General features: G+C 44.5%; 12 protein-coding genes and 1 tRNA gene. 7 read left to right on the top strand and 6 right to left on the bottom strand.

What is annotated here, in order from left to right:
- The first annotated feature begins 31 nt into the window (after positions 1 to 31).
- The 7 genes from DET62_RS13915 to DET62_RS13885 all read left to right on the top strand — a co-directional run bounded on the left by DET62_RS13915 (position 32) and on the right by DET62_RS13885 (position 7,239).
- The gene (locus tag DET62_RS13915) at positions 32 to 790 is read left to right on the top strand and encodes a glycosyltransferase (RefSeq protein WP_110014368.1); all 759 of its coding nucleotides are present in this window, start codon (positions 32 to 34) and stop codon (positions 788 to 790) included.
- A gap of 56 nt (positions 791 to 846) precedes the next feature.
- Positions 847 to 1,062 carry a 30S ribosomal protein S21 gene (gene rpsU / locus DET62_RS13910; protein WP_011235429.1) on the top strand — a complete coding sequence of 72 codons (216 nt, stop codon included), beginning with the start codon at positions 847 to 849 and terminating at the stop codon, positions 1,060 to 1,062.
- A gap of 139 nt (positions 1,063 to 1,201) precedes the next feature.
- Positions 1,202 to 2,947 (top strand): DNA primase, encoded by a 1,746-nt coding sequence (dnaG, locus tag DET62_RS13905; protein WP_110014367.1) that lies wholly within the window; start codon positions 1,202 to 1,204, stop codon positions 2,945 to 2,947.
- A 102-nt stretch (positions 2,948 to 3,049) separates the two neighbouring features.
- Complete coding sequence (gene rpoD, locus DET62_RS13900) at positions 3,050 to 4,879, top strand: RNA polymerase sigma factor RpoD (protein WP_110014366.1); 1,830 nt, start codon at positions 3,050 to 3,052, stop codon at positions 4,877 to 4,879.
- A gap of 25 nt (positions 4,880 to 4,904) precedes the next feature.
- On the top strand, positions 4,905 to 5,681 hold the full coding sequence (locus tag DET62_RS13895; RefSeq protein ID WP_011235426.1) for an amidohydrolase family protein: 777 nt from the start codon (positions 4,905 to 4,907) through the stop codon (positions 5,679 to 5,681).
- An 18-nt stretch (positions 5,682 to 5,699) separates the two neighbouring features.
- Positions 5,700 to 7,118, top strand: a complete 1,419-nt coding sequence (locus tag DET62_RS13890) for a HAMP domain-containing sensor histidine kinase (protein WP_034822135.1) — start codon at positions 5,700 to 5,702, stop codon at positions 7,116 to 7,118.
- Between the two features lie 45 nt (positions 7,119 to 7,163).
- A tRNA-Ile gene (locus tag DET62_RS13885) sits at positions 7,164 to 7,239 on the top strand.
- A gap of 72 nt (positions 7,240 to 7,311) precedes the next feature.
- On the opposite strand, the gene DET62_RS13880 is transcribed toward DET62_RS13885, so the two are convergent.
- The 6 genes from DET62_RS13880 to DET62_RS13855 all read right to left on the bottom strand — a co-directional run bounded on the left by DET62_RS13880 (position 7,312) and on the right by DET62_RS13855 (position 12,129).
- Positions 7,312 to 7,746 (bottom strand): hypothetical protein, encoded by a 435-nt coding sequence (locus DET62_RS13880; RefSeq protein WP_133566307.1) that lies wholly within the window; start codon positions 7,744 to 7,746, stop codon positions 7,312 to 7,314.
- A gap of 217 nt (positions 7,747 to 7,963) precedes the next feature.
- Positions 7,964 to 9,112 carry a reverse transcriptase family protein gene (locus DET62_RS13875; RefSeq protein ID WP_110014364.1) on the bottom strand — a complete coding sequence of 383 codons (1,149 nt, stop codon included), beginning with the start codon at positions 9,110 to 9,112 and terminating at the stop codon, positions 7,964 to 7,966.
- 322 nt (positions 9,113 to 9,434) lie between these two features.
- Positions 9,435 to 11,069, bottom strand: a complete 1,635-nt coding sequence (locus DET62_RS13870; RefSeq protein WP_110014363.1) for a replication endonuclease — start codon at positions 11,067 to 11,069, stop codon at positions 9,435 to 9,437.
- Positions 11,059 to 11,304, bottom strand: coding sequence for a hypothetical protein (locus DET62_RS13865; protein WP_110014362.1), 246 nt, complete (start codon positions 11,302 to 11,304; stop codon positions 11,059 to 11,061). The genes DET62_RS13870 and DET62_RS13865 overlap by 11 nt, the downstream gene beginning before the upstream one ends.
- Complete coding sequence (locus DET62_RS13860) at positions 11,297 to 11,530, bottom strand: helix-turn-helix domain-containing protein (protein WP_110014361.1); 234 nt, start codon at positions 11,528 to 11,530, stop codon at positions 11,297 to 11,299. The genes DET62_RS13865 and DET62_RS13860 overlap by 8 nt, the downstream gene beginning before the upstream one ends.
- 95 nt (positions 11,531 to 11,625) lie before the next feature.
- A complete protein-coding gene (locus DET62_RS13855; protein WP_133566305.1) occupies positions 11,626 to 12,129 on the bottom strand; it encodes a hypothetical protein in 504 nt (167 codons plus the stop codon).
- Positions 12,130 to 12,326 lie beyond the last annotated feature (197 nt).

Genomic DNA, 12,326 nt, shown 5'->3' with positions numbered 1-12,326 from the left:
CATAAAAATAATAAAGCAGGGGTTAACACTGATGCGGGAGAACAGCGATGTTTTGGCAAACAGTGGATTCAGGCAGTCCGTCGAAGTCCAGATTAAAGATAAGCAGAGCTATAAACGCTTAAATATGACGCTGGTGGGTCAACAGCATCCCAATTATCTTATTCTGGAACTTTCCAGGCAGTATTGCTGGCAAGATATCTTGCCAATGCTGGCTACAGAAAAGAATGTTGCAATAAAAACGGTCTCTCCAAAAGGTGAGCAAGTAACCGGTGTGGTCGACATTCTCCACATTACCCAATACCCACAAAAACTTCTGTTTGTGAGTTACCCCAGAAATGCCAGTGTGGAAATTCTGCGGTCGTCACCAAGGGTTGGCGTAAATTGCGATGCAAGACTCCAGCTGCAGCTAAAAGATAAACTCGGTGAGCCTCTTACCGGAAAAATTGTGGATATTTCTAATAAAGGTATCGCATTTAATTACTTTGGCACCTCGCCGGTTAATATCGAGGACAGCAGAGGCTTAGAAGCTGAAGTCAGAGTCAAAACAGACGACGAAACCATTTTGCTTCAGCAACTGATAACCCGAAGTATTAGGTCGGTCGGCCCACAGTTATGGCAACTCGGTTTGTCGTACAAAGAAAAACCAAATAATTTACAGGATTTAGTCAGCAAGCTTTTCCTGCACTCTACGCCAGTCCGCGAACTGCTTAGCGATAATGACCCTGGATGGGATGCTTCGGATAACACTTTACAAGGCGAATCTGAGTCGGTACAATTCAGCACCAATTGAACCCGTAGTGGTTAATTTTTAACCGAAACAGATAATTTACCCGAGGTGATTTTTTAATGCCAGTCGTTAAAGTGAAAGAAAACGAGCCGTTTGACGTAGCTTTGCGTCGCTTTAAGCGCTCTTGTGAAAAAGCAGGTGTTCTCTCTGAAGTTCGTCGTCGCGAGCACTATGAAAAGCCGACTTCAGAGCGTAAGCGCAAGAAAGCTGCTGCGGTAAAGCGTCACGCGAAAAAACTGTCTCGTGATAACGCTCGTCGTACTCGTCTTTACTAAGACCATACCTACGACAATTTGAGTGTTCACTTTTCCGTAAAGTGCTGAAAGCCGTGACTATATCGTCGCGGCTTTCGTGTTTCTGCTACTTTTTGTTTTCGCAACTTTCTTGTTTTCGCAACTTCGGTATTGAAACAATATGGCAGGCCTGATCCCCAAAAGCTTTATCCATGATTTGCTCGAACGAGCAGACATTGTTGAAATAGTTGATAGCCGCGTACCGTTGAAAAAGGCCGGTAGAAACCATCAGGCCTGTTGCCCGTTCCATAATGAGAAAACGCCGTCGTTTACCGTTAGCCAGGACAAGCAGTTTTACCATTGCTTTGGCTGTGGGGAGCACGGTAACGCTATTGATTTTCTAATGGAATTTGACGGTTTAAACTTCCCCGATGCGGTGGAAGAACTGGCCGGCATTATGGGAGTTGAGGTTCCGCGGGAACAACCGGAGAACCCTCAGTTAGCACAAAAGAAACAGCAACAGATGCAGGACGACTCGGAGCTTATGAGTAAAACAGCTCGTTTTTTCCAGCATCAGTTAAAGCACCATGAAAACTCAAGCCGAGTTATAGACTACTTAAAAGGTCGGGGTTTAAGCGGCGAAACGGTAAAACGTTTTCAAATTGGCTATGCACCCGACGCCTGGGACGGCCTGCTAAGCACATTTGGCAGCTCGGCCCCGCAACGCCAGCAGTTACTGGAATTAAAGCTTATTAACCGTAACGAGAAAGGCCGGCATTACGACTTTTTTCGTGACCGGGTCATGTTTCCTATTCATGACCGGCGTGGCCGGGTGGTGGGCTTTGGTGGTCGCATTATTGATGGCGACGGACCTAAGTACTTAAACTCTCCGGAAACCCGCCTGTTTCACAAAGGCAGTGAGTTATACGGTTACTGGCATATGCAACAGGCCGTAAGGAAACCAGAACAGGTTTGTATTGTCGAAGGCTATATGGACGTGGTGGCTTTGTCCGAAGCAGGAATTCACTACGCCGTTGCGTCTTTGGGTACGGCTACTACCAGTGAACAATTACAGCGTTTATTCCGTACTAGTGGCAGAATTGTTTGTTGTTACGACGGTGACCGCGCAGGCCGCGACGCCGCCTGGCGTGCATTAGAAAATGCCTTGCCACTGTTGCGCGACGGCCTGGATATGGCGTTTCTGTTCTTGCCGGAAGGCGAAGACCCAGATTCAGTTGTGCGCGAGCACGGTGCCGAAGCCTTTGAGCGTGAATTAAAAAAGGCGACACCATTCACTGAATATTTCTTCGAGCATTTACAGGCCGATATTGACGTTAGTAGCGACGCCGGACGCTCGCAATTACTGAATATTGCGAAACCCTTAATTGAGAAAGTGGCGAGTGAATATTATCGCGACACCTTAATGCAGCGTTTAGCAGAAAAGCTTCGCCGCGAAACGTCGCAACTGGAACGTCAGTTTGAAAAGCCGCAACGTCAGTCGAGACCAAAAGAAAGCGTAAAAATGACGCCGTTACGCAAAGCCATTGCTTTGTTACTGCAATACCCGCAACTGGCGCAATCGGTTCCGGTTCGTGAAGAACTGCGAGAGCTACAGGTTAGCGGCATTGATTTACTAATAGCTTTGCACAAGCAGTGTGCAGAACGCCAAATGACCACGGCGCAGGTGTTAGAAGGTTGGCGCGATACTGAGTATTACCAGCCTTTGCAGAAACTCGCGTTATGGCAACATCAGCTTGACGAAGACAACGTTGAGCAAGAATTTAACGATATATTTATTTATCTGATTGACCAATATTTTGAGCAGCGCGCGAACGCACTTTTAAAGAAAGAGCAGGAAGGCGCATTAACACGAGTTGAGCGTCAGGAATATCAGACGCTGATTCAGTATTTGAGTAAGGCAAGATAGTACATCTGGGTACGCCTTACGCTAGCTTCAAAATCAGTATTCTGATATACTATTTGGTCATTTTGGATACTCTACATTCACAGTCACAGGTGGAACGTCTGTATGCAGCAGAATCGGCAATCGCAACTTAAGGTCCTTATTGCGAAAGGCAAAGAACAAGGGTTTTTGACATTTGCTGAGGTCAATGACCATTTACCGCAGGAAATTGTTGATTCCGATCAGGTTGAAGACATTATTCGCATGATCAACGACATGGGTATTCGCGTGTTTGAAAGCGCACCCGATGCCGATGATCTGATGATGGCAGAAAGTGCTGCAGATGAAGACGCTGCCGAAGAAGCTGCGCAAGCATTAGCCTCTGTCGATGGCGAAATTGGCCGCACAACTGACCCAGTGCGCATGTACATGCGTGAAATGGGGACCGTTGAGCTACTGACTCGTGAAGGCGAAATTGACATTGCCAAGCGTATTGAAGAAGGCATTAACCAGGTTCAGTGCTCTGTTGCAGAATACCCGGAAGCCATTAACTTCTTGCTTGAGCAGTGGGACTCTTACGAAGCCGAAGAGCTGCGCTTAACCGACATTATTTCCGGATTCATCGACCCAGACGAAGTAGACGAAGCGCCTGTAGCCGCTACTAACGTTGGTTCTGAACTTCCAAGCGAAGAGCTGGAAAAAGATGACGACGATGATGACGAAGACGAGGAAGAAGCGGATACTGGTATTGATCCGGAATTTGCACGCAGCAAATTTAATGCACTGCGCGAACAATACGAAGCTACACGTCAGGCGATTGCTAAGCATGGCCGTGATGGTGCCGGTGCTCGTGTTGAAATCGATAAGTTAAGCGACTTATTCAAACAGTTCCGTCTGGTTCCTAAGCAATTTGACCGTTTGGTTAAAGACATGCGTGCCATGATGCAGCGTGTTCGTGTGCAGGAACGTATTATTATGAAGATAAGCGTTGAACAGGGCGAAATGCCTAAACGCAACTTCATGAAAGCTTTTGCTACCCATGAAAACAACATGGCCTGGGTTGATAAAGAAATTGACTCTGGTGCAAGCTACTCCGACACATTGAAAGAAGTGCGCGGCGAAATTGAACGCTGTGTAAACAAGCTGGTTGATGTTGAACGCGAAACTGGCTTAACCATTGGTAAAGTTAAAGAAATTAACCGTCGCATGTCCATTGGCGAAGCCAAAGCGCGCCGTGCGAAAAAAGAAATGGTTGAAGCTAACCTGCGTTTGGTTATCTCCATTGCGAAAAAATACACCAACCGCGGCTTACAGTTCCTGGACTTAATTCAGGAAGGTAACATTGGTTTGATGAAAGCCGTGGACAAATTCGAATACCGCCGTGGTTATAAGTTCTCAACTTATGCAACCTGGTGGATCCGTCAGGCAATTACCCGTTCAATTGCGGACCAGGCGCGTACTATTCGTATCCCGGTTCATATGATTGAAACCATCAATAAGCTGAACCGTATTTCTCGCCAAATGTTGCAGGAAATGGGCCGCGAGCCACTGCCGGAAGAACTGGCAGAGCGCATGATGATGCCGGAAGACAAAATTCGCAAAGTACTGAAAATAGCGAAAGAACCTATTTCAATGGAAACCCCAATTGGCGACGATGAAGATTCGCATCTGGGTGACTTTATTGAAGACAGCACGCTGGACTTGCCAATTGACTCGGCAACATCAGAAAGCCTGCGTAACTCGGTTCGCGATGTGCTTGGTGGTTTAACGGCACGTGAAGCGAAAGTATTGCGTATGCGCTTTGGTATTGATATGAATACCGACCATACTTTAGAAGAAGTGGGCAAGCAGTTTGATGTGACGCGTGAACGAATTCGTCAAATTGAAGCCAAAGCATTAAGAAAGCTTCGCCATCCAAGCCGCTCAGAGCAGCTTAAATCGTTCTTGGATGAGTAAGATATTCTCTGACAAAGGAGGCAGCATGGGTAACAACCGTGACAATTGGCCGAAACGTATTATTGACTCGCATTTACACATTTATGATGACGAGTTTCCGCTAATTGAAAACCAAGGTCATATCCCTGAGCCTTTTTACATTGATGACTATCGTAACCTGGTACGTGGCATGCCTATTGAAGGCGGAGTCATTGTGTCAGGTTCGTTCCAGGGTTTTGAACAGCGCTACCTGAAAGCCGCGCTGGAAAACCTGGGCAACAACTTTGTGGGTGTTACCCAGTTGCCGGGAACTGTTAGCGATGAAAAAATTCAGCAGTTGAAAGAGCACGGCATTCGCGGTGTGCGCGTTAACTTGAAGCGCGGTGTGCATCGTGATATTGAAGGTATTGTTGATTTTGGTAAGCGCATTTGGGACTTAGCCGGATGGCACCTGGAAATCTATGTTGACAGCCGCGAGCTGGACGACATGGTTCCTACTCTGCTTAAACTGCCGAAACTCAGTGTTGACCACCTAGGTATGGCGAAGTCGGGCTTGTCTCAGGTTCGTCGTTTAGCCGAAGGTGGCGTAAAAATTAAAGCCAGTGGTTTTGGTCGTACTGAAGTGAATATTGAAGAGGCCATTAAAACCCTGAATGAAACGAACCCGGACGCGTTGATGTTTGGTACCGATTTACCGGGCACACGCAGTAATCGTTCATTCGAGCCTTCAGATATCACCAATATTGTGAATGCTCTGGATAGCGAAGAGGCAGTTGATAAAGTCTTTTATCAAAATGCCCGCAGTTTTTACAATTTACCTTAAAAATAGAGAGTGAGGTAAGTGCAGTCTCTCTCATCTCACACTAAACATAACCGCCGTCTGGCTATTGCGTTAATTGCAGTGGCTGTCGGCGGTTTGCTAGTTGCGTTCTGGTTTTCTGCAGGCGAAACCCTGCAGCGCAATCAAAATGCCATGAGTCGCTCCTGCCAGAATGTGCAATTAGCGGTAAATAGCCTGTTCCCTGCTTCTGAATCACCGCAACAACAAGTAGCCAACCCCGACTTAATGCATCAGGCGCTCAGCGACGCTATAGCTGACACTAAGGGCGTTAAAGGTGGTTTCTGGCACACAGCCCAAGGCTTTATGGGCTTTGCATTCCCAACCAGCGGCAGTAGCGCCTCGGAAATTGGCATTAGTAATGACGATGTTCCTATTGTTCGTTCCGCAGTACAGCGCTCTTTAGAGCAGCAACGCGAGGTAGTTTCGGTACAGTCGAATGACCGTGTGGCAACCGTGGTCGCCGCCTGCCCCGAGACCAACCATTACAACCTGGGCATTTGGCTGAAAAAAGAAGTGCAGCTGGTACCGGCAGACTTCTCTATTATTGTCAGCGTACTCTTTGTTTTGCTGGCCATTATTGGTGGCATATTGGTGGTGTGCGAGTCGGTGTTTAACCGCAACTGGCACTCTGAACGTGACCGCATTGTGGTGCAGGCCGAAGACAGCTCTCAGGCCGTTACCGTTACCACCGAGATACCAGAAATTCAGCCATTATTGCTGTTGTTGTACCAGGCGCGTCAGAAAATTCAGGCCAAAGAGCGTGAGCTTAGCCAGCAGATGAACAAAGTTATTATGGCTAACCAGAAAACCCTGGTAGGGCGCATTGCGCGCTCAATGACAGCGCTGGTATTAGCCGATTTGGAAGACATGCAGCGCAAGCTCTCAAAAATGAGTGAAGACGACATTAAGGGCAAGGTTTCGCAGCTAACCGAACTGTTTAATTCGTTTGAGAAAGTTACCTCAGAAATGGGCAATGGCAAAGCCGTGTCACTGGATGTAGAAGACTTTCTGCAGAACCTGGCCGACTACCACGAAGGCCATAGTAACGAAAAAGATATTACGCTAACCGCCATAGCAGAAAAAGGGCTGAAGCTAGAGGCTGACCCCTTACTTGTGCGTTTTGCAATGGACTATTTAATACGCCATATAATGAGCTTTGTGCCGGTAAATTCCGAAATTATGTTGCAGGCAACTGCTGAAGAAAACTTTATAAAAATTGCCGTTAGCGACGAAAGCACGGGTATAGAAGAGAAAAACAAGCATTTACTTTTCCACGCCGACGAGCTGGCACCAACCCAGTATGGCATAGGGCTTAAGGTAGTGCGGGACACACTGCACAGCCAGGGTGGCGACATCAGTTATGAAAAAGTTGATAAAACTTCACGATTTAACGTGCTGATACCCATGACAAAAGCCTAAAAAGTTCGTATAATTTGCGCCGCTTCACAGCTTCCAATCAAAAATGGCCCCTTAGCTCAGTGGTTAGAGCACCCGACTCATAATCGGTTGGTCCCCAGTTCAAATCTGGGAGGGGCCACCATTTTTAAAGGATTTTAGCCGAAGTTTTTACTAACTTTAATCCTTTCTCATGTAGCATGTCGCTTATGTGTCGCTAATGATGTGAGTTTGGAGCTTCAAGAAGTGTTTTTTCGATTTCTGGCGTGTTAAACCAGTTAGTAGAAATAAATCCCATCAATTCCTTTAATTGTTTCTCAAGAGCAATAGCGGAGGCTAAATCTTCTACCTGAGATACTATGCCTAGCTCTCTAGAAGATTTTTCAATAAAGTTTTGATATGACTCTTTGTCCAGCTCTTCTTTGTCTGCGCTGGAAGAGAACTTTTCTAGCTCTTTTCTGAATTCTGCAACAAGCTTTTTCAAAGTAGTAGGGCTATTATAATCTGTATTACCTTTTGGTGAGCCTATTAGCCTTTTAAGAAGTTGGCGATGGTTAACTTTTGATAAAGAGGGCTCCAGATTTTGAAGTTCTCCGTTTTCTAAACAAGAATCCAGGTAGTTTTTTAGGGCGTCCGATTCTTGTTGAAACACGCTATAGATGAAAGATTGCCGCTGAAGATTTGCTTGATGAACTGTTCCCCAGATCGTGAGTATACCGAGTGTGGAAAATGCAAACTTTATGGGAAGCTCGAATATTGAATAGAAGACCCTAAGCCCTCCGTTTCCAAAGTTCCAACATAGCCCACTATCAGGGTATTCTATATAGAAAAGAAACGAACTCGCTATTATTATCGTAAGAAATAGTGACTTAAACATAAGGGGTTATAAGGTTTAACCTATTCCTTGCGTTAGTAGCATCTTCGGGATAACTCCTTCTGAGAATACCTAGCTCGTGGCTTATACGGTTCCAATCCTTCGCAAACCATTTTCTTTGCTGATGTATTTGGTGTTTACTTTCTAGCTTACTTAATCGCCTAAAAATTGAGTTTCTAAAACGATTTGATGGTAAAGGAGGGGCAGAAGTAAGCTTTGATTTTAACTTCTTATGAGCAGGGTGATTAACTCTTTTTAAAATACTTAAAAGGCCATACGCTCGGTGGTATTTTTTATAATAACGATGCGTAGTTCTTCTATTGTCAGTTTTTGATAAGTCACTCACTTGATGAACTAAACGCCTTATCTCTTGATATTTCAGTTTTGATACTTTTGGGGAGTTTCCAGTTACAACTATCCCATGGACCTCTAGGGGCTTAGGCCCTAAAATATCAACTTTACTCTTTGTTTCATTTATCTGGAAACCAGAGTTAACTATCATTTGCTCAACTCTCTGGTAAAGAGTGTCAATTGAAAAGTTTTTTTGAGGACTTGAGATAATTATATCGTCTAAAAGGCGAGAGTATCTAGCACCGCACTCATTAGCTGCTTTAGCTATTCTTTTTTCTTGGGTACCAAACATCAAGTTTGCTAAGTAACTGCTAGTAGGTGCTCCCTGCGGTACACGGCCTTGGAATGTGCATAGTTCCGTTAATAGTTCTGCAACATCATCCGGAAAGTTAAAGAATCCTGAAAAAATTTTTTCAACTTTTTCATCTGTGATGTGGTCAAAGAAATCTTTGATATCAATAGTTGCTATTATTGCTGAGGGGCAATGGGATTCTGCACATAAAAGGTAGTCTCTGGGGAGGTCGGGATCAGAAATTGATCCAAACAAGTAAGAAGCAAACTCAACTTCTGAGAATATCCGGTTATTAATCTTGTTTTGAATTTTTTTTAATTCTCGATCTACTGAGTAAACGGTGCGCGATTTACCATTTTTTTTAGGGATTATCTTCTTTTGATAAAGCTTAGCTTTATTCTCAATTAGGGAACCGAGTTCTTCGAGGGAACTGTCGAGCGCCGCTGCTAAATTAGCGGGGTTACCTATGACATTTATTGGTTTGTAGGTTGAGATTTTCATTATTATAAAACTACGCCCATCACCTCTCTAGAGGGAAGTTTAGCCTTTTATCTCTGCCTTAGGTATTTAAGTTCAAGTAAAATTTTTCGGCAAACATGATGGGCGTAATTATTGGAGCAACTGAAGCCAGATCTTACATTTCGGCAGCTAGCCCCCTAAAAGGTCTTTTCAGACCGACGTTTGAAACAAAAGCGCCAACCTTGAACCGTTTAATACCTAATTCTGAGAACAGAGCGATACGCCCTTAAATTCAACATTAACATTTTTTTACAATAATTCAACTTTTTAGTACAGTTATTCCCAGTACTCCAAGTGGAGCGGGTTAACCCGCTCCTTTAGGTAAAGGCCGCCAAACATGATGACGGGTTTTTAGCCGTTGATCGCCAGCTTTCACTCCAATTAGTTTTTTCCGAATGTCTCCATCATAGCGGGTGGTTGATATTTCGCCCGTGTCGGTATCAAACTTCACTTCGTAGTCCAGTTTTAGCTTGTGGTCTTTACGTGGTGTGTCGATATTGCCCATTGCTCTGTTGTATTCCGCCCAGTTTCCGGTATCGGCTGCGGCTCCTGCAGCCTCAAAAGGTGAATCAGGGGCTTGTTCATGCCTCGCACGCCTTAGCTCCCTATAAACGGACGCAGAAGCTCCGCCTTGCTGTTGAAACTGTCGAATAGACCAACATGAAGCCCATGCTTCAACATGCCTTACAGTCGTTTTAATGGGCTCGTCATAGCTGCCTGTTTCTAGCTCCACTCCATCTATATTTTTTGAGACATACTTTGCAAGGTATCCCGTAGCCCGACCTTTTGTCTTATCGATGACTTTAATATCGTAACGGTTTTCAGCCGCGCCTTTTTCGTCTCCGTCTTCCATTAGAGCATAGTGCGCAATTATCTCTGAAAAACGCTTAATATCTGTTGGACGGATAAAAACAAGAATGTGCCAATGCGGGGTTCCGTCATGTTGAGGCTCAGTAACCCGAATACCGAACATAGTAATTTTGTCCCGTTTCAATTGAGCTCTTATTTTGCGCCAAATAGAATTCAGATATTCCTGAGACTCTCGTGGCGTATAGCCGCCCCAGTTAGGGTTTGGCTTACCTGATTTTGAATAGTTATTGTGATATTTAGAAGGGCAGGTGATAGTTACGAAAACACCTTGATATCCATCTTCATCAGCCATTTTCTCAAAACCACTGGCTCGGGTCATTAAGTCGGCGCGTCTGTTTACGGGGTTAGCGATTGTTGACTGGCTAATCTCGAATAAGCTCAGTACTTCTCCTTCCTCGTTTACGACATATTTGTCCTTGAGAAACTTCTCATTTCTCAATTTATCAAGCTCGCGATCTTTTACGGTCGGATTACTACAATAAATATCCTTGCCTTTGGAGACTCGCCCGAGAGTTATCGCCGTATACTCTCTTGCTTGTTTAAGGCTTTTTCTTATACGGCGAGCCCACCATTCAGGGCATTGTAATCTTTGTATACAGCCTTCTAATGTTTGCTGACCGTCAGGTTCAGGCGGTTCAACATTCAATTCTTTTGTATACGAAGACATAATCTTATACAGGGATTTCCGTTCCTTCTCTTTGTCTATATACGGGGATTTCGTTCTCGATTTTCCCGTATAGGTATAAGGGAATTCATTAGCGAGCTTAGAAAAGCTCCTTGATTGGTAGGTTGCCCATTTACGTATATCGATAGAATAGAAATTTATGTTTTCAACGAAGGTCGGAACCTTTGAGAAAATCGACTTTTTCAGTTTACGTATAAACAGGTTTTGTTCCCGTATAGTTGGTTTTTCAAAATAGGCTTTAAGAATGTGAAAACTATGCTCCAAAGGAAGCACAACAACATGATCCATCAGGAACTTAACGCTACCCGCGTCAACTTGGTCAATAAACGGTTTTAGCTCAGGATAACTTTCTTGGTAATACTGTTTTTCAGCTTTATTCAACATGAGACACCTCGGAAAGCTCAAGAACCAAATACCAGACACCGCAGATATGGCGATAAGTTGGGGTGACGACGCCTAATTGCCGTAAATGGAAAAGGTCATCAGAGGTAACTTTTAGCTCGTCATCATCGGTTATCATCCGCCCCATAGCGGGGAAAAGATCGACGATTATGTGAATTGGTTTCCCTGAATACAGGTGTTCAATGATTTGTTTTTGGTTTGCACTTAACTCAGCCATGGTTCACCTCATGGTCAGTTAAGTTTGAAGCCTTATAGAAGCTTTCTAGCCAAGCGTCTAAGTCTTCTTTCAGGTAACGGATTGTGCGACCAATTTTTATAAATGGCGGTGCAGGCTTACGCTTGCCTAGCTGACCATCCATACGTGATTGACGCAGATAAGAACGGCTCATCCCGATATACTCGGATGCCTCGATTTCAGAAAATGCACGTTTCGCAACGTTCATGAGATTTACCTCAGTAGTTAAGAGTTCACTGAGATGCTAGATCGTGTTTTTCGGCAGAGAGGGAATACGAGATTTTGAGATGATATAGGAGATTTTCACCCTAATTTTCTTAGTTTTGTTAGCCGGTCCTCAAGGGTCTTGAATTTATTTCTTCTGTTCTTACCTGAACTATCTTCCCAATATAAGTAAATATCAGTTATCTCGGTTATAGTGTCTGCAACGTTAAGCTCTTGTCCTTCTGAGTAGAAGTCTTCCTCAATGAGATTAAATATTGCTTTAGCCGATTTATCCTCACTGGCTTCCATCACTCTGTATAGAACTTGGTGCAAGCGTGTGGGTTTTAAGTTCACTGATTCTAGCTTCTTATTTAGCTCCCAACGGTCTTTTCCTTCAGGGTCTTGGTGTGAACTCTCTGTGGGCTGAACTAACTCTTTTAATCGAGCTAAGTCGATTAGCAAATCTAACTTGTGTATTTCGATTTCACGCATATTCAAGGCTGATTTTGTCCCTCTCTTAGCGTTCTTGAATACCTGGGAGGCCTTTGATAAAAACTCTGTAAATTCGTTATCACCTTGTCCTGAGCCTACCGCTCTGTCCAATTGGTTTACGACAGGTTCGTGAGCTGTTGGGTTGAACAGGGCATGTAGCAACTCAGGTTTTTGAGGTCTATCTAGTGGCTCCCATTTTTCGATATAGGATATCCCACTATGTCAGCCTAGTTGTCCAGTTGGCAATTTCGCCATTAATTAATAAACAGTGGGCGGCATAGGTTCATGTATGCCACGTTATTCCGAAG

It is taken from the genome of Idiomarina sp. H2 (assembly GCF_004364275.1).
Taxonomy (GTDB): Bacteria; Pseudomonadota; Gammaproteobacteria; order Enterobacterales; family Alteromonadaceae; genus Idiomarina; species Idiomarina loihiensis.
Note: the sequence above shows the minus strand (reverse complement) of the source record. Positions and strands in the feature narration are given on the sequence as shown.